Raw genomic sequence first — 22,739 nt, 5'->3', positions numbered from 1 at the left:
ATAGAGATTATATGAAGAAAGGTCCTGATTTAGTGATGGTAGTAGTAATGACGTTTGTAGTGGGCTCAGTCCTAACAGGCGTATTTTCTCAAACAGACTTTCAGTTTGCATCGTTGGTGGAGCAAGTATTTAATCGCCAAGGTTAAATGTTAACTTACTAAGTTGAAAGAGAAATTCCATTTCCTTGCATATCGTGAGGGCAGCTATATATTCGATAAAATAAAATATGGGCATGTCATTAATGTATTAACGACATGCTCATAAAAATATTATTGAGGGTTTATTAAAATACACGGCAATATGAATTTTATTATTAATAAAAACCGTGGTCAGTCGCCACCATTGTTAATGGCACATCCCAGCTTGCAGTAGGTAACTGTTCAACTTTTTGTAAATGATGTGCAAGCCCTATTAAACGTGGTTTTTGGGCATTGAACTGTCTAATAAAGCTGAACGTTCGATCATAATAGCCGCCACCCATGCCAAGCCTCCCTCCTTTGTCATCAAATGCAACAAGCGGTAGTAATACGATATCTAGCATCTTGGCTGCAGAAATGAAGCGATAGGGAGCTTTGGGTTCTAAAATGCCATAAATATTACGTGTCATTGGCGTGCGAGGGGTGTATCTAACAAACCAAAGCCGATTATGTGAGAGTGGGTGTAGCACGGGTAGGTAAACATTTTTTTTCATCTTCCAGCACCAATGAATAATAGGTGTTGGATCGAGCTCACCATCATTAGGTAAGTAAAGTGCAAGATGTTTAGATTTATGTATGCTGGGAAGTTTTTTGATTTCAGCTAGCAGCTTGAGTGCCGCTGTCGCTTGTTGCTTGGGTGTTAAGGATCGTCGCTTTTGGCGCATTGACTGACGAAGTGTTGAGCGTGCGTCCATTAACGTAGAGACTCCCCAAGATGCCGTTACTGGTTGTGGCCCTGAACCCGAAGGTTCAAGGAGGAGATCTCCGAAGTGTATAAGGCTTTCCGAAAACGGACATGCACACAACACTTGCTAGAAAAATCCATACTGGTAATTATCGGCTCGAGGGACGTAACCAATTAACGAACACCTCAGGGAGCCAGATCATTATAACGCGTTTGGCGCCAAAGTCAGCTCTTGTATTTTATTAAATATCTGCTAAGAGGAGTCTTTAACTGGTTGAAAATTATACAGTTAATATGGTTTTTATGTTCACCCTAGGGTGTTCCCTTAGGTTTTATGAGTGAGCTGTCAATTTTTTTGCTGAGCTTCATAATACGCTCTTCTAAATTTTCTTGTTGCTGAGCTTTGTTCTGTAATAACTCATGGGAAAGGTTTAATGCAGTCATAACCGCTACGCGCTCTAACCCTAATACTTTTCCGGCATCACGAATTTCGCGCATTTTCTTATCGAGGTAATCGGCTGAAACAAATAGCTCTGCTTCTGAGCCTTCAGGACAGCCAATCAAGTACTCTTTATCCATTATTTTGATAGCGACTTTGTGTCCAGCGTCGTTGCTCATGAGCTTTGCTCCAGTGTCTTCATGCGTTGAATCATTTTTTCAACTTGTACACGTGTTTGATCGTTCACTTGGAGAAGGCGAGCTCTTTCCTGTCGGGCCTGTAATCCGGTGGCCTTGAGATGCTGGTTTTCCAGTTCAAGCTCCTCACAACGGGCGAGTAGCTGATCAATTTTTTGTTCAAGTGCGATAAAGTAATGGTCTGTCATTCGGGAATCCAACATAAAATCTAAAGTGGACTATAAACAGGCTGCCTTAGAGGGTCAATCGAGTCTGCATAGCTCTGTATAGATTACAATGCTAGGATAATCAAAATATTTTGAAATATATGTCTGTAAAACAGTGAAGAGAAGAGTGAATAATGCCGGAAGTGAGTGAAGAGCTGATTGGTTTTGATGCGATAGCCAACCTACTTGTATCAGAGAATGTTTTCATTATCACACCCTCTGAATTACATGGTTTGTTGGCAGGGCAATTGTCGTCCGGTGCCCGCATGGTCCCAGATATTTGGCTAAGTACCGTGGCGGAGTTGTTAGAGCTAGATGGGCTTACACAAGAAACCAGTAAGGTGGGTATGATTGGTCTTTATCAGCAGACGTTGGGGCAGATGGAGAGTTTTAGTTTAGAGCTGACGATGCTTCTACCTGATGATGACGCGACGCTTGCGCAAAGAGTCGAATCGTTAGGGCGTTGGTGCCAGGGTTTTATGACAGGTTTTGGTTATCAGGGAAAGCAAACGGATAAGTCGCTTTCTGATGAAGCGAAAGATGTGCTTAGAGACTTGTCAGAAATTTCACAGGTAGCAAATGAAGTTGACGATGGTGAAGATAGTGAAGCGGATTTAATGCAGCTAGAAGAGTATGTACGTATGGCTGTATTAATGCTGTTTTCAGAATGCAATCTTAGCAGTGATGCCGTGAGCAACCCAAACGCACCTAAAATGCACTAAATGGATGATGTGAGCATGAAACAACCCTGTATCAATCAGTGCGAGTTTGCTGAGCGCAGAGAGCGGCTCCTCGCACAGCTGCCTGTTAATAGTGTGGTTGTTGTTCCCTCAGCAACGTTGCAGCAGCGAAACAGTGATGTTGAATCTCCTTTTAGGCAGGATAGTGATTTTTATTATCTAAGTGGCTTTGATGAGCCTGAAGCGCTGATTGTGATTACAAAAGGCGAGGCCGTTGTTAGCTATCACCTGTTTTGCCAGCCCCGTGATCCAGAGATGGAGATTTGGAACGGTTATCGGTCTGGACCTGAGGGTGCTAAAGTAGACTTTCTGGCGGATAAAGCGTTTTCTATTGATGACGTTGATGAGCGTTTACCATCAATACTTGATGGTATGGAGTCTATCTACTTCTGTATGGGTACGTGTTACCGCACAGAGTCTCGTGTTGAACACTGGTTAGAGTCAATGCGCAAAAAGCGTCGTCAGGGCGTTAAAGTGCCTTCTCGCCTTATTGAGTTGGGCCCTGTGCTACACGAGATGCGACTGCTTAAATCAGAGCAAGAGATTGAAGTAATGCGTGCTGCAGGTGAAATATCCGCTCAAGCACATGTTCGTGCTATGCAGATATGTCGTCCTGGTTTGATGGAGTACCAGCTAGAAGCAGAGATTATCCATCATTTTATGCAACATGGTTGCCGCTTACCTGCTTATTCCAGCATTGTGGGAGGTGGTAAGAATGGTTGTGTTCTGCACTATGTATCGAATAACGCCATGCTAAGGGAAGGTGATCTAGTATTAATTGATGCGGGTTGTGAAACTGACTATTACGCAGGTGACATTACACGTACTTTTCCTATTAATGGGCGTTTTAGTGATGCTCAGCGTGCTTTGTATGAACTAGTGCTTAGAGCACAATCAGCATGTTTGGAAGAGATTAAACCGGGCATTCCTTGGGAGCAAACGCACGATACGTCAGTCAGGGTGATTACCGAAGGCTTAGTCGAGCTCGGACTATTAAAAGGCAAGGTTGATGAATTGATTGATTGCGGTGCTTACAAAGCATTTTATATGCATCGTTTGGGTCACTGGTTGGGTATGGATGTACACGATGTTGGTGATTATAAGAGTGATGGCCAGTGGCGGCTCTTAGAACCTGGCATGGTCATGACGGTTGAGCCTGGTATTTATGTTGCTCCCGACAATGAAAGCGTTGATGCCTGCTGGCGCGGTATTGGCATCCGTATAGAAGATGATGTTGTGGTTACTGCGGAAGGTTGTGAAGTGTTGACAGCGTCAGTGCCAAAAACTGTTGATGAGATTGAGGCGCTGATGGCTGCTGCGAGACATTGATGAATACACATTACGATATTGTCATTATTGGTGGTGGGATGGTTGGAGCGAGTTTGGCTGCGGCTTTGTTACCTATGACCGAAGCGCTCAATCTGCAAATTGCTGTAGTTGAGTCGATGCCGATGCCGACCAGCGACTTATCCCAATATCAACCGAGTTATGATGCGCGCGCTACGGCTCTGTCTTATGGTGCCCGAAAACTTTATGAGCAGATGGGTGTTTGGGACGCTATTTCTGAACATGTGTCTTCGATCCAGCGTATCCATGTTTCTGATAAAGGGCATTTTGGTGCTACGCGTTTGCACGCTGAAGAAGAGCACGTACCTGCGTTAGGTTATGTTGTTGAGAACCAATGGATGGGCCGTACGCTACTGAACCACATTACCACTCATCAGTACGCCGAGAGGGTTACTTATTGTTGCCCTGCAGAAGTGCTCAGTGTAACGCCTATCGAAGAGGGGATGCAGCTAGATATCCTTATGGACGACAAAACAATTCAGGTGTCATCTGCGTTGGTTGTTATCGCTGATGGGGGGCGTTCAGAGTTACGAGAAAGCTTGGGAATTAGTTATCAACAAGTTGTCTATGAACAACATGCTGTGGTTACTAACATAAGTCCTGAGAGCCCTCATCGGAATGTTGCTTATGAGCGTTTCACAGATACAGGCCCTTTGGCCTTGCTACCCTTACAAGATCAAGATGACATGGCGCGCTGTGGTTTGGTGTGGACGGTACCTGATGCTGAGTTAGATGCTGTTATGGGGCTTGACGATGCTGCGTTTTTAGCACGTGTTCAAGAGCGTTTTGGCTATCGTTGCGGGCGCTTTATGCATGTCGGAAAACGTTTTAGTTACCCGCTCAAACTGGTATTGGCAGATGAGCAGGTACGCCCAGGGTTAGCCGTGCTGGGTAATGCAGCGCATGCATTGCACCCGATTGCGGGTCAGGGGTATAACTTGGCATTGCGGGGTGTGGTTGATTTGGCGCAGCATATTATTGAGGCGCGACGTTGCGATATGTCTGTAGGAGATATTTCTATGTTGCAAGCTTACCATCAGGCGCGTATAGCCGATCAAAAGAGAACGATTGGTTTGAGTGACAAAACCATGAAATTGTTTTCGAATCGTAATCCAATGCTAGCATTAGGCCGCGATCTTGGTTTGCAATTGATGGATATCTGCCCGCCGGCGAAAACACTTTTTGCACGCGCGGCAATGGGTTTAGATGTTCCCGCTCCTCGTTTGAAATAAGGTAACAGAATGACCGTACAAACAGCTGACATAATTATAGTAGGCGGTGGTATGGTAGGTGTAACGGCAGCGTTAGCGTTAGCTGCTTCTGGGTTACATATCGTATTACTGGAAAATAGAGAGTTTGATCCTGAGCGCCTTATAGATGATGTTGCTGGTCAGCTCACGGCTGGCTATGACCCTCGAGTGAGTGCTTTGACATGCGCTTCGCAGCAGCTATTAACACACGTGGGTGCCTGGCCTTACATGCAGCAGCTTCGTATCAATCCTTACACTGATATGGATGTTTGGGATGGCGAGGGTAGTGGTCATATACACTTTTCCTCACGAGAGTTGCATGAGCTTGCACTCGGTCACATAGTAGAAAATAGAGTGACGGTTGCCGCCTTGTATGCGGCAGCACAGCAAGTAGATAATTTGAGCGTAGTGACGGGGGCTTCTGTTATAAAGTTGTCAGAGCCAGGAAGTGCTGTTGATGGCTGCTTGCGATTATTGACCTGCAAAGATGGCTCTCAGTGGCGTAGCAAATTAGTTGTTGCTGCTGATGGGGCTATGTCAAAAGTGCGACAGCTCGCCTCTATTCCTATGTGGGAGTGGGATTATGGGCACCACGCCATTGTTACTACGGTACGTACAGAAAAACCTCATCAGAAGACTGCGTGGCAGCGATTTACTGATGACGGGCCATTGGCCTTTCTGCCACTCGATGATCCCCATTGTTGCTCTATTGTATGGTCTACATCGCCAGATCATGCGGCAGCACTTATCGAATTAGATGATGATGCGTTTTGTGCCGCGCTAACACGTGCATTTGAAGGTCGCTTGGGGGATGCGCTATGGGCAGACAAAAGACACCTCTTTCCGTTACGCCAACGCCATGCACAATATTATGTGCAGGCAGGGTTAGCTGTTATAGGTGATGCTGCACATACCATTCATCCTTTGGCTGGACAGGGAGTTAATTTGGGGCTGATGGATGCAGCAGCATTAGCTGAGCAGGTTTTATCGGCTCATACTCGTGGAGAAGAGATAGGCAGTGAGGCTGTTTTGAAACGCTTTCAGCGCCAGCGACAAAGTGCCAACTTGCAGATGTCGGCGAGTATGGAGGCTTTCAAGCAGTTATTTGGACACCAGCAGCCTTTGCTTAAATTAGTGCGAAATATGGGTATGAATACATTGAGTCGCCTGTCTCCTATTAAACAGCATGTGGTGATGCAAGCGATGGGCTTGAGTGGCGATATCCCTGCGTTGGCAAGAAGGCCAATAGATCAAGGCTGACATGAGTATTATGCATTTATCCTAGTGTAAGTATGAATAGTTTTAGGCATAAGTCGTAGGTCGGGGGTTAGAATGCTTTCAAATATTGATCTGGCATTAAAATCCCTATAAATTGACATCCCTTTTTTCTGTATCCAGCTATAGATTAGTACTTATGTGTATTGGCTGTTGATGCGTTAACAATAGATAACAACAAGAGTTTTATAACGATGGCTAATAAAACCGCTTTATATGATCAGCACCTGGCCATGGGTGCGAAAGTTGTCGACTTTGGTGGCTGGGATATGCCTCTGAACTATGGTTCGCAGATAGAAGAGCACAAAAAAGTACGTACAGCGGCAGGAATGTTTGATGTATCGCACATGACAATTGTCGATGTGACGGGTGCTGATGCTTCTGAATACCTTCGTTATTTGTTAGCAAATGACGTGGCGCGCTTAGAAATTAAGGGTAAAGCGTTGTACAGCGGTATGTTGAACGAAGATGGCAAGGTTATTGATGATCTGATTGTATATCGTATGACCGATCCTAGTGTGCCTGGTGAATGGTTCCGAGTTGTTGTGAATTGCGCTACTCGAGAAAAAGACCTTCGCTGGATGGCGGACAAAACTGCACATTTTGATGTTGCTTTAACTGAGCAGCCAGAGCTCTCTATGGTCGCAATACAAGGACCAGAAGCAATAGCAAAGGCTAAATCTGTATTGAATGAATCACGTGGTCGTTTAATTGATGGCTTGAGTGTCTTTCAGGGGCTTGAGTCCGAGGGTTGGTTTATCGCTAGAACCGGTTATACCGGTGAAGATGGATTAGAAATTATTATCCCTGAAGATGAAATTTCTGAGTTTTGGCAGGCCTTGGCTGATGCAGGTGTAGCGCCTTGTGGTTTGGGAGCGCGAGACACATTGCGCCTTGAAGCCGGTATGAACCTATATGGTGCAGATATGGATGAAAGCGTATCTCCACTGGTATCTGCCATGGGGTGGACTGTTGCTTGGGAACCAGAAAGCCGTAATTTCTGTGGGCGTGCTGCATTAGAAGCTGAAAAGGCTGCAGGCGTAGCTCAGAAGTTGGTAGGGTTGGTGATGGAGTCACGAGGTGTATTGCGTGGCCACCAAAAAGTTATTGTAGAAGGTGTTGGTGAGGGGGAAATTACGAGTGGTACTTTTTCACCTACACTGAACGTGTCTATTGCTTTGGCACGAGTTCCAGTAGGAACAAAAGATATAGCGATGGTCGATATTCGTGGGAAGCATGTAGCAGTATCAGTCGTGCGTCCTCCCTTTGTCCGTAATGGCAAAAAAGTATTTTCTTAACCCTAGTGTAGGAATCGGGAATATGAGTGATATTCGTAACGAACTAAAATATGTAGCTAGCCATGAGTGGATTCGTAATGAAGGTGATGGATCTGTAACTGTCGGCATTACTGATCACGCACAAGACTTATTGGGTGATGTTGTCTTTGTTGAGTTGCCTGAAGTCGGTGCTGACGTTGAGACAGGGGACGATGCAGGTGTTGTTGAGTCTGTAAAAGCTGCATCTGATATATATGTGCCTATTTCTGGCGAAATCATTGCGACTAATGAGTTGCTTGAAGACTCACCTGAATTGGTGAATAGTGACCCTTATGGTGATGGCTGGTTTTTCCGTATTAAACTGGCTGATGAAGCAGAGCTGGATGGCTTATTGGATGCTCAGGCGTACGGGGAATTATGTGAGGATGAATCCTGATCGATTCATGTAGCACTTCGGTGTAAGCTATACCGATTGATTTATTCACTGTCCCGGCACTTGGCCGGGACAGTCATTTTTACTGTCTATAGAGATTACCATGTCATTAAATACGCTTATTCTCAATCAAGGTGCAGAGCGCCGACTTCGTGCAGGCCATGTCTGGATTTACAGCAATGAGGTCGATAATAAGCGCACGCCCATTAAATCTTTTCAGTTGGGTGAGCAGGTTTTAGTTGAAGCGAGTAATGGGAAGTCGTTAGGTGTTGCGTATGTGAACCCTAATACTTTGATTTGTGGTCGTCTGCTGTGTCGTGATACTAAGCTTCGCTTAGATCGATCGTTACTGGTTCATCGTATTAATATTGCGTTGTCATTGCGTGAAGCGTGCTTTGATAAACCTTGCTATCGTTTAGTATTCGGCGACAGTGATGGCTTACCAGGATTGGTAATCGACCGCTATTTCAATATCTTTGTGGTGCAAATTTCGACCGCTGGAATGGAAGCCGTTGTGGATGAAATTATTTCGGCATTAAATAAAATTTTCACACCTGAAGCGATAGTATTGCGTTGTGACGGCAAAATGCGCAGTACTGAAGGCCTCGAAAGCTACATTGAGGTTGCGCAAGGTGAAGTGCCTGAGCTATGCCCATTTGAAGAGAATGGCGTGCCTCTGTTAGCCCCGGTGCTAACAGGGCAAAAAACAGGTTGGTTTTATGATCATCGTAACAACCGTGCAGCGATGCAAAAGCATGTAGAAGGTAAGCGTGTATTAGATCTATTTAGTTATGTGGGTGGTTGGGGTGTGCAGGCTTTAGCGGCGGGTGCAACCGAAGTGATGTGTGTTGATGCGTCTGAAACTGCATTGGATGTAGCATTAGAAAATGCGCGTCTTAATAATGCAGAAGATCGTTTTGTGGCAGTACAGGGCGATGCGTTTGATGCTTGTAAAGCATTGATCCATGATCAAGAAAAATTTGATGTTGTCATTGTTGATCCTCCTGCGTTTATTCAACGGCGTAAAGACATAAAAAATGGTGAACGTGCTTACTCACGAATCAATAACTTAGCGATGCGCTTGCTGGGACGTAACGGTGTATTAGTAAGTGCTTCGTGCTCAATGCATCTTGAGCGTGCTAACCTCGTTGACATTATTAGAGCGAATGCGCGTGAACTCGACCGAACAGCACAAATTTTTGATCAGGGGCATCAGGGTGCTGACCATCCAGTACACCCGGCTATTCCAGAAACTGATTATCTGAAATCATTTTGTGTCAGAGTGTTACCAAGTAGCTAGTTGTTTAGGGAAGTATGCATGCATTATCACACACTGGGACATAGCGATCTTAAGGTAAGCCGCATCTGTTTGGGAACCATGACGTTTGGTGAACAAAACAGTGAAGCCGAGGCTCACCAAATGCTAGATTATGCTGTTTTTCAGGGGGTGAACTTTTTAGATCTAGCCGAAATTTATCCAGTGCCAACCTCAGCAGAGTCGCAAGGGCTTACTGAGCAATATGTTGGTAACTGGATGAAGCTTCGAGGTAATCGTGAGCAAATAGTTATCGCAACAAAGGTCTCGGGCCCTGCCGATATGGTGAGCTATTTGCGCCAAGATATTTGTTTTGATAGCCGTAATATCCGCATGGCAATTGAAGGAAGTTTGCAGCGCTTACAAACTGATTACATCGATCTTTATCAGTTACATTGGCCTGACCGAAAAACGAATTTTTTTGGCCAGTTAGGTTACCAGCATGATACGTCAAAAGATGGCGTCCCAATTTTGGAAACATTGAAAGTTTTAAAAGAGCTGGTGGATGAAGGAAAGATACGCCATATCGGTTTGTCGAATGAATCGCCTTGGGGTGTGATGACCTTCCTTCAATATGCACAATTGTATGACTTACCTAAAGTGGTTTCAGTACAAAACCCTTATAGCTTGCTAAACCGTACCGATGAAATTGGCTTAACCGAAGTACTACAGCGTGAAGGGGTTGATATGTTGGCATATTCACCGTTAGGTTTTGGTGTGCTATCAGGAAAGTATTTAGACGACAAACGACCCGCTGGTGCACGCCTTACTTTGTTTCCTAGTTATGCCCGCTACATTAAACCTAATGGCATTAGAGCGACTCAAGCCTATGTTGATCTAGCTAAGATGCATGGAGTAGATCCGGCTCAAATGGCGCTAGCGTATGTGAATAGCCGCACCTTTGTTGGCGCAAGCATTATCGGGGCTACCACCATGAGTCAGCTAAAGAGCAATATTGCTTCTGATGGGTTGGTGCTCAGTGATGAAATCCTTGAGTCCATTGAAGATATACATAGTCATAACCCAAACCCAAGTCCGTAACAGTCTTACTCACTCTTCCTTATGTACTGCGCAGATACCGCTGAAATACAAATTTTACTCATGCCATAAGTCAGCTATAGTTACTGAATGTAGCCTGAATTTTTCGGCATGAGCGGATGCTTGCTCAGCTAAGGTCTATATCGTGTTAACCGTAGCAAGAAAGGACTTTGTGATGCGGCGTTATCTGCAGTTAATTGTTTCTATGTGGCTTTTTCTAAGCTGTGTGGTGCCTGTCTCAGCGGCTGAGTGGGCCTATATTGTTCATGAAGGCGATACGCTTTGGGATTTTAGTATTAAAAATCTTAAAAATAGTGGTCGCTGGAAAGATTTACAAAAAATCAATGGGATTAAAAATCCTAAGAAAATGCAGCCAGGAACACGCATTCGGGTGCCTTTGGCATGGGTGAAAGAAACACCTGTAGAAGCAGAGGTTGTGGCTATCTTAGGTAGTGCTTCATTGACTCTAATAGATAGCAGTGTAAAGCCTGTTATTGTTGGCTCACGTATTCGTTTAGGTGATCAGCTTAATGTTGGTCACGCCAGTAGCTTATCTGTGAAGTTTGCTGATGGTTCCATTATTACTTTATATGAAGGCAGTGCAGTGCGCTTTAATCACCTGAGTCAATTTGGTGATTCGGGGATGGTAGATACCCGTTTGCGTTTAGAAAAAGGGCGTGTCGATACGCGTGCCATACCGGCTAAAGGTGATGGGTCTCGTTTTGAAATTCAAACCCCCTCGGCCATTACTGCAGTGAGAGGAACAAAGTTCAGAACGACGGTTATTAGTACTGATGATGTATCTCGTATAGAAGTCATTGAAGGTAAGGTTGCTGTTAAGGGGCAATCGAGAACACGTAGAATAGCTGCGGGTTTTGGTACGCGAGTGTCTCCAGGTCAGGTGCCTCTCGCACCGCAAAAACTGCTTGCTGCACCCAAGTTCAAGGCTATTCCTGATGTGATTCGTCAACTTGATTGGTCGCTTGTTTGGCATAAGCTTGCGCGATCTAAAGGTTATCGTATTGAGCTGTCAAAAAGAGCTGATTTTGTTGCTGTGCTGTGGAGCAGGGTGACAGAAAACAGGCAGACTACCCTGCCAGAAGTGCCTGATGGCCAGTACTACGTGCGTGTTCGTGGTATTGATTATTTAGGTATTGAAGGCCTTGCAGTGGTTGCCCGTTTACAACTTGATGTGCACCCGCAGCCTCCTTTGCCATTAAAACCTCTAAATGAGCAAGTAATAAGGGGGATACCTCCAGTATTTCAATGGACGCAATCTGCTAATGCTAGTGCGTACCGCTTGCAGATATCTGCTTCAGAAGATTTTTCAGGGCCCTTGCTCTTAGATCAAAAGGGTGTGGAGCGAGCGTCTTATTCGCTGGAGAAATCCCTCGCTAATGGTAGCTACTATTGGCGTGTTGCTAGTCTTTCCTCTGAAAAAGAGCTGGGGCCATATAGTGTGGCGCGCCAATTTCGACAGGATCCCGTACCGCTTGCACCTGAGCTTGTCGTTTCGCCTGAAGAAGGTAAGTTAACGGTATCCTTAGCGGGGGAGGTTGCTCAGCAATATCACATTCAGATTTCAGAAAGTGATAGTTTTGATGAGTTAATTGTCGATAAGCTAACAAAGCAGCATGAGATGACGTTCTCAAGAGCAACTAATTTGCAATATATGCGTATTCGAGTTGTTGAGTCAGATGGATATAAGGGGCCTTGGGGGGCCACGCAGTTAATCTACCCGCCGCAAGATAATCGCTGGTTACAGGTTATTGGTGTGGGTATTTTGGGTATTTTGTTATTCTGATGAATGCAGTAAAGAGGCGAGCCTTCCTTATTAATAGTGGGCTTTGGGTTCTTTGTTTGCTAGTCCCTTTATTACTGCTAAATAATAGCTATATAGCACGTCTGAACTGGATTATTTATGACACTATGCATGGTTTTCTATCGCATGAAGTGTCTGAGCAAGTAGTTATTGTTGCTATTGATGACAAAAGCCTACAGCAGATAGGTCGTTGGCCATGGTCTAGGTCAGTCCATACTTCTTTATTAGAAAAGACGACTGAGCTGGGTGTTAAGGCTGTGGGCTTTGATATTCTTTTTCCTGAAAGTGAAGCCGCCGATATTGATCAAATATTTGCTGAGGCAATCCAGCAATCGGGAAAAGTGGTATTAGCGGTGGCTCCAGAAACCAATACATTGGGGCAAATAGCATCGGAGTCATTGCCGATACCTGTGTTGGCATTAGCAGCAGATAGTCTGGGCCATGTTGATTATGAGTTAGGTGTCGATGGTATATGCCGCTCTGTATATCTATATGCAGGGCTCGATGGTGCGCATTGGCCTGCTTTTTCGTATGCCGTTTATCAAACGGCATACGGTAAGCTTTTTAGTGCAAAAAGCACTGAGCCGGCAGGTTCTGGGTGGACGAGAAGTCAGTCCGTTTATATTCCTTTTTTAACGTTACCCAGAACTATAAGTCGAGTGTCATTTAGTGATGTGCTGTCGGGGCAGGTAGATGATCTTATTCGTAATAAGTTGCTATTAGTTGGTGCCACGGCTACAGGGTTAGGTGATCAACTGTCGACACCCGTTTCTGGTAATCATCAGCGCATGTCGGGAGTGGAAGTAAATGCTCATGTTTTGGAAGCACTGATTCAGCAGCGTACACTCGAATACGCCTCTTTGCCCTTGCAAGCCATTTGTACTGTGTTAGTGACTTTGTTGTTTAGTTTGGTTATGTACTTGTTCGGACTCTTGCGAGCTCCTGTCGTGTTTTTTACATCAATTACCTTGGCTCTTTTACTTGCTTTTATCTGTTTGCAATTAACGCATATTTGGGTACCTCCTGTTAGTGCGTTGGTTGGTATTATGGTGGCCTATTTTGTTTGGGGGTGGCGGTCTCAAGCCATCGTGCAGGGGAAGTTATTTCGTCTGAATCAAACATTGCAGCATCAGGGTGATCATGACCCTGTTTCTGCTTTACCGAACAGAAGCATGCTTGAGAAAAGTCTTAATCAGAGCATGCTTCATGCTAAGCAAGTGGGAGATTTGGTCAGTGTTTATATTATCAACTCTGGGCAGTTGCGAACGATTAACGACCAATTGGGTTTTAAGGTAGGAGATGAATTGTTACACAAAGTTGCTTTGCGTATACAGCAGACATTGGGAGAGGAGGCTGTTGTTGCCAAAATAAATGGTGAGTTTGCAGTGGTGCAAGTAACATCTAACGAACTGAGAATTAAACACGTCGGTGGTCGATTATTACAAATTTTACAGCAGCCCATTGAGTGGCAAGGAAAAGACTACTACTTACCACCCAGTATTGGTGTCAGTGTTTTTCCTGAAGACGGTCTGAGTAGTGATGCGCTGATCAATCATGCTTTTACTGCTATGCACCGGGCGAAAGCTGATAAGAAACGAGGTTTATTATTTTTCTCTCATCAGATGCGTACTGATTTAGTACAGCGTTCTGAGTTAGAAAATGATCTGCGTAATGCTTTAGCCAATAAAGAGTTTGAAGTTTATTATCAGCCTAAAGTGTGTGCGAATAATCATAATATTAAGGGGGCTGAAGCACTACTGCGTTGGCATCACCCCAGCAGAGGGATGATTCCCCCTTCTGATTTTATTCCGTTAGCAGAGAAGCAAGGGGTTATTGTTGATATTGGTGCCTGGGTCCTGCGTGAGGCTTGCTTTCAGACTAAGCAGTGGCATGCTTTGGGTTTCTCTGAGTTTCAGGTTGCGGTGAATGTGTCTGCAGTCCAATTGACTGAGAGTGATTTTCCCGCAGTACTACACGATACATTGGTTGAAACCAAGCTTGATCCTCAGCTACTAGAAATCGAGGTGACCGAGACCGCACTGATGACGGATGTTGAGTTAACAATTAGCATACTTGAGCAAATTAAGGCGTTAGGAACCGGTGTGGCTGTTGATGATTTTGGAACGGGTTATTCATCGCTGAACTATTTAAATATGTTTCCAGTAGACTCCCTAAAAATTGATCGAGTTTTTGTTAAAGACATCGGTATAAAGAGCGATAGCAAAGATATCACTTCTAGCATTATAGGTATGGCGCATCGCCTAAATCTTAAAGTGGTAGCTGAGGGGGTCGAAACGCCAGCCCAAGCGCAGTTTATGAAAGATAATGCCTGCGAATACTTACAAGGCTTTCTTTTCAGTAAGCCTTTACCTGCTAATGAATTTACCGACCTTCTTTCTCGGTCCTGATTTGTTCCCTTTATAGAGTCCTATAACGTAAAACTATTGTTTATATAGTGATAGCTAATTAGCTATTGTGGAGTGCACCTGATACTACTAAAGATGTGATTTGGATGATTGAGGGTGCTGTCATGTTAAAAGTGAAAGATCTAATGCGTGTGAATCCGCCATTGTTATCGCAAGAGCAGGGGCTTCCTGATGCGGTTGATATGATTCTTAACAGTGGATATTTAGGGCTGCCGGTGATTGATGCGGGAGGAGGGCTTATTGGCTTTGTGTCGGAGCAAGACTTGATTAGTGAAAGCTACCATTGCGACTCCCACACCCTGGTTAAAGATGTGATGAGGCATGACCCGCTCTCAGTATCTGCACAGCTGTCTGTTCTGGAGCTAGCGGAGCGTTTTGGCAAAGGCCAGCCAAAGATTTTTCCTGTTGTAGAAGATGGTATCGTCACGGGTTTAGTGGCGCGTGGTCAAGTGATGAAATCTTTGAGTCACTCGTTGCAGTCATGCAGGGTGGCTTGAGCCACCCGTGTTTTGGCTAGCGTAGGCTGATAACTGGCCAGCCTTTTTGTTGTGCGGTTTGCGTTAGCGTCTCATCTGCGTCGACAGCGACTGGGTGGTCGACAAGCTCTAATAACGGTAGATCGTTTCGTGAGTCGCTATAGAACGAGCTTCCTTGTAGCGAGTGATTATTGTCTTTCAGCCAGTGGTTCAAGCGAGTTACTTTGCCGTCTTGGAAACAGGGGGTGCCTGCCACTTTTCCAGTATAGCTGCCGTTAATTATTTCAGGGTCAGTAGCCAGAATTGCATCGACACCAAGGCGGGCTGCAATAGGGCCTGTGACAAAGCTATTAGTTGCTGTAATGATGAGCAAAAAATCCCCTTGGTCGCGATGCTTCTGAAGTAGCGCTAGTGCCTTAGGTAAGATGATCGGCTCAACTTTTTGAAGCATGAACTGTGTATGTAGTTCTGATAGCTTTTGTGTAGAAAGCATTGCTAGTGGGCGTAAAGCAAACTCAAGAAACTCCTGAATATCTAAGGTTCCTTGCTGGTATTGCTGAAAGAAATAGTCATTACTTTTACTGTATTCAGCGGCATCAACAATTTCTTGCTCACAAAGAAACTCGCCCCATGCATGGTCGCTATCGCCGTTGAGGAGGGTGTTATCAAGATCAAAGATGGCCAAGCTCACGTGTCGCACTCCCTTAGTTAGAGAGGCAAGCATAATGTGATATCTCGTTGCTTTCAAACTTTGTGCTTTTCCTATCCGACAGACAAGCTATTTGCGGATTGCAGGAAGTGTGGAACAATAGGGTCAAAATAGTTACAGGATTTGTATACGTGATTGATTCAGACGGGTTTAGACCGAATGTAGGTATCATTCTGGCAAACCCACTGGGTCAGGTGCTTTGGGCGCGTCGTATCGGACAAGATGCCTGGCAGTTTCCGCAAGGGGGGATTAACCCCGATGAAACGCCAGAACAGGCAATGTATCGAGAATTAAGAGAGGAGGTCGGCCTCAGCGAGAAAGATGTTGAGGTGGTCGCTGTTACTCGTGGCTGGCTTCGTTATCGGCTACCCAAGCGCATGATCCGCAGGCACTCACACCCCATTTGTGTGGGTCAAAAGCAGAAGTGGTTTTTGCTCAGAATGCTGAGCCATGACGATGCCGTTGTAATTGATCATACTGATTCGCCGGAGTTTGACGGTTGGCAGTGGGTTAGTTATTGGTATCCATTGGGTCAAGTTATTTCTTTTAAGCGTGAAGTTTATCGCAAAGCAATGAAGGAGTTATCACCAAAACTATCGCGTGTGGTTGTACAACAGCAACGCTAATGTCGCAAGGAAAAAAATATGCTGGAATTACTGCGTAAAATTGTTCAAGAAGTCAGTACTGCGCCTGATGTGGATGCTGTGCTGGGGTTGATCGTGCGCAGAATTCAACGAGGCATGAAAACCGAAGTATGCTCAGTGTTTCTATTGGATGCCCCATCACAACGGTTTGTGTTGCGTGCATCTCAAGGGCTTAATCGTAAAGCTGTTGGCCGTGTGTCTCTCTCTTCTTCAGAAGGGATTGTGGGTATGGTGGCGAAAAGAGCTGAGCCGATTAATTTGGAAGATGCTGAAACTCATCCAGCGTTTTATTTGTTGAAAGACACCGGCGAAGAGCGTTTTCATGCTTTTTTAGGTGTGCCGATTATCCATCAAAAACAAGTATTAGGTGTGCTTGTCGTACAGCAGCAGAACTGTCGACGCTATGATGAAGCCGAAGAAGCATTTTTAGTGACTATTTCTGCTCAGTTGGCGGGTGTTATAGCACATGCTCAGGTCACAGGAGCGATCAGTAAGATTGCTTGGAAGCACCAAAAAAGTATTGATCATCGCTTTGAAGGTATTCCAGGTGCTCCGGGCGTGGCTATTGGTCGAGTTGTGGTCGTGGCGCCTTTGGCTGATATTGACGCTGTACCTGAAAAAGCGACCGATGATATTGCGCAGGAGATTGCTCGGTTTGAAACTGCATTAGAGCGCGTGCGTGCAGATATCCGCAAAGTAAGCGCTAGGCTTGCCAAGCGTCTACGTCACGATGAGCAAGCGTTGTTTGAAGTTTATCTTCGCATGCTAGATGACAATGCGTTAGCGGGTGAAGTGGTGGCGCAAATTAAGCAAGGTAACTGGGCGCAAGGAGCGCTCAGCGCGGTTATTACCAGTAATGCTCGACAGTTTGCCCGGATGGATGACCCTTATTTGAGAGAACGAGCAACGGATGTTCGCGATTTAGGGCGCCGCGTTCTTGCTTATCTGCAAGAAGAAAGTGGCTCAAAAAGAATTGAGTTGCCTGAAAACGGTATCTTAGTGGCAGATGAGCTATCACCTGCAGTATTGGGCGAAGTGTCCGCTGAGAAGCTTGCTGGGCTGGTCTCTGTATTAGGTTCAGGTAACTCTCATGCGGCGATCTTGGCTCGTTCTATGGGTATTCCTACTGTCATGGGTATGGTTGACCTGCCTTATCGTCAGCTGGATGGTCGTGAAGTTATTCTTGATGGTTATTCGGGTCGCTTGTATGTCGATCCATCAGAGGAGTTGATACAGGCTTATCGAGAAGTGCTGCGTGAGCAGGAAGAAGTGGCTGCTGAGTTAGCAACATTAAATGACCTGCCCGCTAAAACAATAGATGGTAGCCGGATGCCGTTGTGGGTAAACACTGGGCTTATTGCTGATGTATCACGCTCGTTGGAGCGCGGGGCTGAAGGGATAGGTTTATACCGTACTGAGATCCCATTCATGGTGCGGGACTTTTTTCCTAGCGAATATGAGCAGATGCAAATCTATCGTCGTCAGTTAGAAGCTTTTGCGCCTTTGCCTGTGACCATGAGAACACTGGATATTGGTGGTGATAAGGCGTTGCCTTACTTTCCTATAAAGGAAGAAAACCCATTTCTTGGTTGGCGAGGCATTAGGGTGACGCTAGATCATCCTGAAATTTTCTTAGTGCAGATAAGAGCGATGCTCAGGGCTAATGAAGGCCTAGGTAATTTACGTATCATGTTGCCGATGATAACCAGTGTAAATGAAGTAGATGAAGCTAATAATCTACTAGACCGGGCACTAATTGAGCTGCAAGAAGAGGGTTATGTTGTTGCACGGCCTTCTGTTGGGGTGATGATTGAAGTGCCTGCTGCGGTGTACCAGTTACGGCGTTTTGCAAAGCGGGTAGATTTTATATCTGTAGGCTCAAACGACCTTACACAATATCTGTTGGCGGTCGACCGTAATAATCCAAGGGTGGCGGGACTCTATGTTCCCTATCACCCTGCAGTGCTTAAGGTCCTAGAAGATATTGCGCGTGAAGCTCGCAAGGATAAGCTACAGGTATCTATCTGTGGTGAAATGGCTGCTGATCCTGGTGGTGCCTTATTGTTAATGGCGATGGGTTATGATGCGCTATCTATGAATGCGACTAACCTTCCCCGGGTTAAATCGACCATACGTAGCGTCTCGATGGTGCAGGCAAAAGTGCTGCTTGATAAAGTCATGCGCATGGATGATGCCGATAAAATACAGGCACTGATGACAGAAACGATGAAGTCTTTAGGTTTAAGCCAGTTAAGCAGTCCGGTATTACCTGAGTGACATGTTATATACGCAGCTTAACCAATGGGTTTCATGAGGAGAGCGAAATGCTCTTCACCTACCTTGCCTGAGGGGCCAAACCTGAACTCTGCTATTTGAGTTTCTCCAGAGTTTTTTTGTAGTAGGACGGTGGTAGCGCGAGTTCCATAGCTTGGGGTGTTGATAAAGCTGGCCGATAGCTGTTTTTCCCATTCATAGCTTATGCCGGTGCTAGGTAAGTCCTCATCTGCGGCTTGATGTTCTGAATGAAGTAAATGGGCAAGCGATTGAATAGAAAACTCACTTTTTATGAGCCTCGCTAAACCTTGTTTGGCAGCCTCTACTTTTGGCCAGTGGCTGTCTAAATAAGCATTGCTTAAACCGTAAACGCCGGGCGTTATTTGTTTAGTTAGCGCGCCTTTGTTTGAACAGTAGTAGAGCCCAGTGGTGTCTCCCAATAGTAAATTGAAGCCTCCATACAGGCTGCCTTCAGTGGCTAGCTCTTGTAGGTAGGTTTTGGCAGGTATCGCCTCGGTGAGAAAGTGTCGTGTAAGAGCGCCTCTAGACTTTAAGTTATTTTCTATATTTTTGCCGTCTCTGAAGTTTGTGACGGCTGCCAGCTTGCCGCTCTTGTTTATCCCTAACCAGGTACCTTGCTGCTGTAAATCTTTGCCTGCTAGTACGTTAGGATGGTTTTCCCAGAAGTGCATATCTAATGTTGGTCGAGCGTAAAACTCATCACGGTTGGCCACCATTATGAGTGAGTATTCTGGATGTTGTTGATAAGCGAAGGTGATTAGGCACACGGTCGATGGTTTCTCTTGTCTTTGGAGTGCTTACATGAAGCGAATTCGATAAACTAGCACATTAACATGAAAAAAATACGGATTAGAATTGATGTTAATCACTCTTGCGCTCTATTTAGTTCTCGGTGCTGCGGCGGGCATTGTGGCAGGCTTATTTGGAATTGGTGGCGGTTTGTTAATCGTTCCCGTGCTTATTTTCAGTTTTGGTTTGCAGGGCATGTCACCAGAAGTGCTGACGCATGCAGCAGTGGCTACCTCGTTGGCCACTATTGTGGTGACCTCTATTAGCTCAGTGCGTGCTCATAACAAACGTGGTGCAGTACGTTGGCAGATGTTTAAGCCTTTGGCTGTTGGTATTATGGTCGGGGCTTTTATCGGTGTATTTACAGCCGATTTAATGAAAGGAGCTCACCTACAGATTGCGATTGGCATTTTTGCAATGACAGTGGCCATTCAAATGGCATTCGGGTTGAAGCCTAAAGCAGGGAGTGAAGCGCCTTCTGATAAAGGCTTGGCGGGTGCTGGTGGTATTATTGGTTGGGCATCGGCTATTTTTGGGATTGGTGGTGGAACGTTGACGGTGCCGTATTTAACTTGGAAGCAAGTATCTATGCAGGAGGCTGTCGCTACGTCCGCCGCTTGTGGGTTACCTATTGCTTGCATGGGCGCAATAACAAATATTTATACAGGGTGGGGTGAGGAAGGTTTACCTGAGTGGAGCTTGGGTTATATCTACTTGCCTGCTTTTGTGGGTATCGTTATTAGTAGCTCGCTGTGTGCAAAAATTGGCGTGAAGTGGGCGCATAGTTTGCCAGGGGATCTTCTCAAGAAAATTTTTGCTGGTTTTCTGGCGCTGGTTGCGGCTCGATTCCTACTCTCTAATTTATTTTAAGGAACACTATGTGGGTTCATGATATTGATCCGATTGCACTGGATTTAGGTTTTATACAGATCCATTGGTACGGGCTAATGTACTTAATCGGGTTTGGTGCTGCATTTTGGTTAGGTGCATACCGAGCACGGCGTCCAGGTTCTGGTTGGACCGAAGAGCAAGTATCAGACTTGATATTTTGGGGCGCTATGGGTGTGGTTTTAGGTGGTCGTATGGGCTATGTGCTGTTCTATAATTTTGATCAGTTTCTCTTAGACCCACTCTGGTTGTTTGCTGTTTGGGAAGGCGGTATGTCTTTTCATGGAGGCTTACTAGGCGTGCTAGTTATGCTGTGGTTGTTTGGCAAAAAGCACGATAAAAGCTTTATGCAGATGGGAGACTTTGTCGCGCCTTTGGTTCCAATAGGGTTGGGTGCCGGTCGTATCGGTAATTTTATAGGCGGTGAGCTCTGGGGGCGTGCTGCTGATGTTCCTTGGGCAGTCGTTTTTCCGCGTACAGTTGATGGTATAGCAAGGCATCCTTCTCAGCTTTACGAGGCATTTTTGGAAGGCGTCGTCATGTTTGTAGTGCTTTGGTGGTTTACATCAAAACCACGTCCACGCATGGCGGCATCGGCGTTATTTTTAATAATGTATGGTGTGTTTCGTTCTTGTGTTGAGTTCTTTCGTGAGCCGGATGCGCATATTGGGTACATTGCATTTGGCTGGTTAACAAAGGGGCAGTTGTTATCATTACCGATGGTAGTCGTCGGTGCTCTATTGCTGTTGTGGGCGTATAAGAAAAAAACATCACCGGCTGCTGTTTAATTAAGGTTAGTAAAGTATATGAAACAATATTTAGATCTTTGTCAGCGCCTTATTCAGCAAGGTGAGTGGGTTGAGAATGAGCGTACAGGTAAGCGTTGTCTCACAGTAATTAACGCGGATATGATCTACGATGTCGCTAATAATCAGTTCCCATTGTTAACAACGCGAAAATCGTTTTGGAAATCAGCAATTGCTGAATTGATCGGCTATTTGCGTGGTTATGATAACGCTGCAGATTTTAGAAAGCTGGGTACAAAAACTTGGGACGCTAATGCAAACGAAAATAGCGCATGGTTAAGTAATCCTCATCGTCAGGGTGTTGATGATATGGGGAGGGTATATGGAGTGCAGGGGCGTGCTTGGAAAAAACAAGATGGTGGTGTTATTGATCAGCTACGAAAGCTAGTAGATGACCTTTCTAGAGGTGTTGATGATCGCGGTGAAATTCTGAGCTTTTATAATCCAGGCGAATTTCATATGGGCTGCTTGCGTCCATGTATGCATACCCATAATTTTTCATTGTTAGGTGATACATTGCACCTGACATCCTATCAGCGTTCTTGTGATGTGCCGCTTGGCTTGGTGTTTAATCAGGTGCAGGTGTTCGCGTTCTTGAAAATTATTGCTCAAATTACCGGGCATAAACCGGGTCAAGCGTTCCATAAAATCGTTAATGCGCATATTTATGAAGATCAAATTGAGTTAATGCGTGATGTGCAATTGCACAGAGAGCCCTTTGAGCTCCCGCAATTGCATATCAATCCTGATATTAAATCACTCGAAGATTTGGAAACCTGGGTGACGATGGATGATTTCGAGGTATTAAACTATCAATTTCATGATCCAATTCAATACCCATTTTCGGTATAGATGAGCGTAATAACGTTAACGACTGGGGTACTTTATGAGCAAGCAAGCGTTTCAAGACTATTATCCTGAGGAACTGAGTCATTGTTATGGATGTGGAAGTAATAACGCAGATGGGCATCAGTTAAAAAGTTATTGGCTAGATGAAAAGCAGGGTGAAACAATTGCGCGCTTCACTCCAAAAGCTTATCACACGGCTATTCCAGGTTTTGTCTATGGCGGCTTGATTGCATCCTTAATTGATTGTCACGGTACTGGAAGTGCTGCGGCGGCTGCTTATCAAGCGCAGGGGCGTGTTATTGGCTCGGCGCCCGCGCTTCGCTTTGTTACGGGGGCTTTGAATGTAAATTTTTTGGCGCCCACGCCAATGGGTGTTGAATTAATACTTCGCGGTAAAATCACTGAGGTAAAAGAGCGTAAGGTAATTGTGGAGATTACTTTGTCAGCTGATGATGTGGTGTGTGTTAGCGGTTCTGTTATTGCGGTTAAGATGCCAGCAACAATGGGGTGAGTACACTCTAGATTTTACTCAGTGAGTGCGCAAAGGTCTTTATGTGGGGCTAGATGTCTCTGGCCAGAACGACCCAGTATGTATGATGAAAGGTCTGTTCCTAAGTTGGTCTGCGTGTTTTTGTC

General features: G+C 45.2%; 23 protein-coding genes and 1 other RNA gene. 18 read left to right on the top strand and 6 right to left on the bottom strand.

Features of this window, described 5'->3' with window-relative positions:
* Positions 1-11 precede the first annotated feature (11 nt).
* The gene (locus tag NEJAP_RS19470) at positions 12-146 is read left to right on the top strand and encodes a hypothetical protein (RefSeq protein WP_268927819.1); all 135 of its coding nucleotides are present in this window, start codon (positions 12-14) and stop codon (positions 144-146) included.
* Positions 147-313: 167 nt separating this feature from the next.
* On the opposite strand, the gene NEJAP_RS17950 is transcribed toward NEJAP_RS19470, so the two are convergent.
* From NEJAP_RS17950 to NEJAP_RS17935, 4 genes are all read right to left on the bottom strand, one after another.
* Positions 314-892, bottom strand: a complete 579-nt coding sequence (locus tag NEJAP_RS17950; protein ID WP_201348474.1) for a 5-formyltetrahydrofolate cyclo-ligase — start codon at positions 890-892, stop codon at positions 314-316.
* A gap of 8 nt (positions 893-900) precedes the next feature.
* Positions 901-1,078, bottom strand: a non-coding RNA gene (gene ssrS, locus NEJAP_RS17945) — 6S RNA.
* A gap of 116 nt (positions 1,079-1,194) precedes the next feature.
* The gene (locus tag NEJAP_RS17940; protein WP_201348473.1) at positions 1,195-1,500 is read right to left on the bottom strand and encodes a cell division protein ZapA; all 306 of its coding nucleotides are present in this window, start codon (positions 1,498-1,500) and stop codon (positions 1,195-1,197) included.
* On the bottom strand, positions 1,497-1,706 hold the full coding sequence (locus tag NEJAP_RS17935) for a TIGR02449 family protein (protein ID WP_201348472.1): 210 nt from the start codon (positions 1,704-1,706) through the stop codon (positions 1,497-1,499). The genes NEJAP_RS17940 and NEJAP_RS17935 overlap by 4 nt, the downstream gene beginning before the upstream one ends.
* 152 nt (positions 1,707-1,858) lie before the next feature.
* On the opposite strand from NEJAP_RS17935, the gene NEJAP_RS17930 reads away from it, so the two are divergent.
* The 11 genes from NEJAP_RS17930 to NEJAP_RS17880 all read left to right on the top strand — a co-directional run bounded on the left by NEJAP_RS17930 (position 1,859) and on the right by NEJAP_RS17880 (position 15,144).
* A complete protein-coding gene (locus NEJAP_RS17930; protein WP_201348471.1) occupies positions 1,859-2,446 on the top strand; it encodes a UPF0149 family protein in 588 nt (195 codons plus the stop codon).
* Between the two features lie 15 nt (positions 2,447-2,461).
* On the top strand, positions 2,462-3,793 hold the full coding sequence (gene pepP, locus NEJAP_RS17925) for a Xaa-Pro aminopeptidase (RefSeq protein WP_201348470.1): 1,332 nt from the start codon (positions 2,462-2,464) through the stop codon (positions 3,791-3,793).
* Positions 3,793-5,043, top strand: coding sequence for a 2-octaprenyl-6-methoxyphenyl hydroxylase (ubiH, locus tag NEJAP_RS17920; protein ID WP_201348469.1), 1,251 nt, complete (start codon positions 3,793-3,795; stop codon positions 5,041-5,043). The genes pepP and ubiH overlap by 1 nt, the downstream gene beginning before the upstream one ends.
* A gap of 9 nt (positions 5,044-5,052) precedes the next feature.
* Positions 5,053-6,321, top strand: a complete 1,269-nt coding sequence (locus NEJAP_RS17915) for an FAD-dependent oxidoreductase (protein ID WP_201348468.1) — start codon at positions 5,053-5,055, stop codon at positions 6,319-6,321.
* A 209-nt stretch (positions 6,322-6,530) separates the two neighbouring features.
* A complete protein-coding gene (gene gcvT, locus NEJAP_RS17910; protein WP_201348467.1) occupies positions 6,531-7,634 on the top strand; it encodes a glycine cleavage system aminomethyltransferase GcvT in 1,104 nt (367 codons plus the stop codon).
* A gap of 22 nt (positions 7,635-7,656) precedes the next feature.
* Complete coding sequence (gene gcvH, locus NEJAP_RS17905) at positions 7,657-8,049, top strand: glycine cleavage system protein GcvH (RefSeq protein ID WP_201348466.1); 393 nt, start codon at positions 7,657-7,659, stop codon at positions 8,047-8,049.
* Positions 8,050-8,149: 100 nt separating this feature from the next.
* Positions 8,150-9,346, top strand: coding sequence for a class I SAM-dependent rRNA methyltransferase (locus NEJAP_RS17900; RefSeq protein WP_201348465.1), 1,197 nt, complete (start codon positions 8,150-8,152; stop codon positions 9,344-9,346).
* Between the two features lie 18 nt (positions 9,347-9,364).
* Positions 9,365-10,402 carry an NADP(H)-dependent aldo-keto reductase gene (locus NEJAP_RS17895; RefSeq protein WP_201348464.1) on the top strand — a complete coding sequence of 346 codons (1,038 nt, stop codon included), beginning with the start codon at positions 9,365-9,367 and terminating at the stop codon, positions 10,400-10,402.
* Positions 10,403-10,574: 172 nt separating this feature from the next.
* Entirely contained in the window at positions 10,575-12,203 is a 1,629-nt protein-coding gene (locus tag NEJAP_RS17890; protein ID WP_201348463.1) for a FecR domain-containing protein, read from the top strand.
* Positions 12,203-14,629 (top strand): putative bifunctional diguanylate cyclase/phosphodiesterase, encoded by a 2,427-nt coding sequence (locus tag NEJAP_RS17885; RefSeq protein ID WP_201348462.1) that lies wholly within the window; start codon positions 12,203-12,205, stop codon positions 14,627-14,629. Before NEJAP_RS17890 ends, NEJAP_RS17885 begins: the two co-directional genes overlap by 1 nt.
* Positions 14,630-14,751: 122 nt before the next feature.
* Positions 14,752-15,144 carry a CBS domain-containing protein gene (locus tag NEJAP_RS17880; RefSeq protein WP_201348461.1) on the top strand — a complete coding sequence of 131 codons (393 nt, stop codon included), beginning with the start codon at positions 14,752-14,754 and terminating at the stop codon, positions 15,142-15,144.
* Positions 15,145-15,160: 16 nt separating this feature from the next.
* On the opposite strand, the gene NEJAP_RS17875 is transcribed toward NEJAP_RS17880, so the two are convergent.
* Positions 15,161-15,814, bottom strand: coding sequence for an HAD family hydrolase (locus tag NEJAP_RS17875; protein ID WP_201348460.1), 654 nt, complete (start codon positions 15,812-15,814; stop codon positions 15,161-15,163).
* Positions 15,815-15,963: 149 nt separating this feature from the next.
* Between NEJAP_RS17875 and NEJAP_RS17870 the strand changes: the two genes are divergently transcribed.
* Both NEJAP_RS17870 and ptsP read left to right on the top strand, forming a co-directional pair.
* A complete protein-coding gene (locus NEJAP_RS17870; protein WP_028470537.1) occupies positions 15,964-16,458 on the top strand; it encodes an RNA pyrophosphohydrolase in 495 nt (164 codons plus the stop codon).
* Positions 16,459-16,476: 18 nt separating this feature from the next.
* Positions 16,477-18,753 carry a phosphoenolpyruvate--protein phosphotransferase gene (ptsP, locus tag NEJAP_RS17865; protein ID WP_201348459.1) on the top strand — a complete coding sequence of 759 codons (2,277 nt, stop codon included), beginning with the start codon at positions 16,477-16,479 and terminating at the stop codon, positions 18,751-18,753.
* A gap of 17 nt (positions 18,754-18,770) precedes the next feature.
* On the opposite strand, the gene NEJAP_RS17860 is transcribed toward ptsP, so the two are convergent.
* A complete protein-coding gene (locus NEJAP_RS17860; RefSeq protein WP_201348458.1) occupies positions 18,771-19,538 on the bottom strand; it encodes an NRDE family protein in 768 nt (255 codons plus the stop codon).
* Between the two features lie 91 nt (positions 19,539-19,629).
* On the opposite strand from NEJAP_RS17860, the gene NEJAP_RS17855 reads away from it, so the two are divergent.
* From NEJAP_RS17855 to NEJAP_RS17840, 4 genes are read left to right on the top strand one after another with little or no spacing between them, the layout of a single operon-like run.
* Positions 19,630-20,430: a sulfite exporter TauE/SafE family protein gene (locus NEJAP_RS17855; protein ID WP_201348457.1), complete on the top strand. Its 801-nt coding sequence runs from the start codon at positions 19,630-19,632 to the stop codon at positions 20,428-20,430.
* Between the two features lie 8 nt (positions 20,431-20,438).
* The gene (gene lgt, locus NEJAP_RS17850) at positions 20,439-21,236 is read left to right on the top strand and encodes a prolipoprotein diacylglyceryl transferase (RefSeq protein ID WP_201348456.1); all 798 of its coding nucleotides are present in this window, start codon (positions 20,439-20,441) and stop codon (positions 21,234-21,236) included.
* An 18-nt stretch (positions 21,237-21,254) separates the two neighbouring features.
* Positions 21,255-22,106, top strand: a complete 852-nt coding sequence (locus NEJAP_RS17845; protein ID WP_201348455.1) for a thymidylate synthase — start codon at positions 21,255-21,257, stop codon at positions 22,104-22,106.
* A gap of 34 nt (positions 22,107-22,140) precedes the next feature.
* Positions 22,141-22,614 carry a PaaI family thioesterase gene (locus tag NEJAP_RS17840; RefSeq protein WP_201348454.1) on the top strand — a complete coding sequence of 158 codons (474 nt, stop codon included), beginning with the start codon at positions 22,141-22,143 and terminating at the stop codon, positions 22,612-22,614.
* Positions 22,615-22,739 lie beyond the last annotated feature (125 nt).

Source organism: Neptunomonas japonica JAMM 1380 (genome assembly GCF_016592555.1).
Classification (GTDB): Bacteria; Pseudomonadota; Gammaproteobacteria; order Pseudomonadales; family Balneatricaceae; genus Neptunomonas; species Neptunomonas japonica_A.
This window is presented reverse-complemented; position numbering and strand designations above follow the sequence as displayed.

Bases quoted from the DNA above. Each gene is read 5' to 3' on its own strand.
- NEJAP_RS19470 (WP_268927819.1), top strand. From the start codon at position 12: ATGAAGAAAGGTCCTGATTTAGTGATGGTAGTAGTAATGACGTTTGTA.
- NEJAP_RS17950 (WP_201348474.1), bottom strand. From the start codon at position 892: ATGGACGCACGCTCAACACTTCGTCAGTCAATGCGCCAAAAGCGACGA.
- NEJAP_RS17940 (WP_201348473.1), bottom strand. From the start codon at position 1,500: ATGAGCAACGACGCTGGACACAAAGTCGCTATCAAAATAATGGATAAA.
- NEJAP_RS17935 (WP_201348472.1), bottom strand. From the start codon at position 1,706: ATGACAGACCATTACTTTATCGCACTTGAACAAAAAATTGATCAGCTA.
- NEJAP_RS17930 (WP_201348471.1), top strand. From the start codon at position 1,859: ATGCCGGAAGTGAGTGAAGAGCTGATTGGTTTTGATGCGATAGCCAAC.
- pepP (WP_201348470.1), top strand. From the start codon at position 2,462: ATGAAACAACCCTGTATCAATCAGTGCGAGTTTGCTGAGCGCAGAGAG.
- ubiH (WP_201348469.1), top strand. From the start codon at position 3,793: ATGAATACACATTACGATATTGTCATTATTGGTGGTGGGATGGTTGGA.
- NEJAP_RS17915 (WP_201348468.1), top strand. From the start codon at position 5,053: ATGACCGTACAAACAGCTGACATAATTATAGTAGGCGGTGGTATGGTA.
- gcvT (WP_201348467.1), top strand. From the start codon at position 6,531: ATGGCTAATAAAACCGCTTTATATGATCAGCACCTGGCCATGGGTGCG.
- gcvH (WP_201348466.1), top strand. From the start codon at position 7,657: ATGAGTGATATTCGTAACGAACTAAAATATGTAGCTAGCCATGAGTGG.
- NEJAP_RS17900 (WP_201348465.1), top strand. From the start codon at position 8,150: ATGTCATTAAATACGCTTATTCTCAATCAAGGTGCAGAGCGCCGACTT.
- NEJAP_RS17895 (WP_201348464.1), top strand. From the start codon at position 9,365: ATGCATTATCACACACTGGGACATAGCGATCTTAAGGTAAGCCGCATC.
- NEJAP_RS17890 (WP_201348463.1), top strand. From the start codon at position 10,575: ATGCGGCGTTATCTGCAGTTAATTGTTTCTATGTGGCTTTTTCTAAGC.
- NEJAP_RS17885 (WP_201348462.1), top strand. From the start codon at position 12,203: ATGAATGCAGTAAAGAGGCGAGCCTTCCTTATTAATAGTGGGCTTTGG.
- NEJAP_RS17880 (WP_201348461.1), top strand. From the start codon at position 14,752: ATGTTAAAAGTGAAAGATCTAATGCGTGTGAATCCGCCATTGTTATCG.
- ptsP (WP_201348459.1), top strand. From the start codon at position 16,477: ATGCTGGAATTACTGCGTAAAATTGTTCAAGAAGTCAGTACTGCGCCT.
- NEJAP_RS17855 (WP_201348457.1), top strand. From the start codon at position 19,630: ATGTTAATCACTCTTGCGCTCTATTTAGTTCTCGGTGCTGCGGCGGGC.
- lgt (WP_201348456.1), top strand. From the start codon at position 20,439: ATGTGGGTTCATGATATTGATCCGATTGCACTGGATTTAGGTTTTATA.
- NEJAP_RS17845 (WP_201348455.1), top strand. From the start codon at position 21,255: ATGAAACAATATTTAGATCTTTGTCAGCGCCTTATTCAGCAAGGTGAG.
- NEJAP_RS17840 (WP_201348454.1), top strand. From the start codon at position 22,141: ATGAGCAAGCAAGCGTTTCAAGACTATTATCCTGAGGAACTGAGTCAT.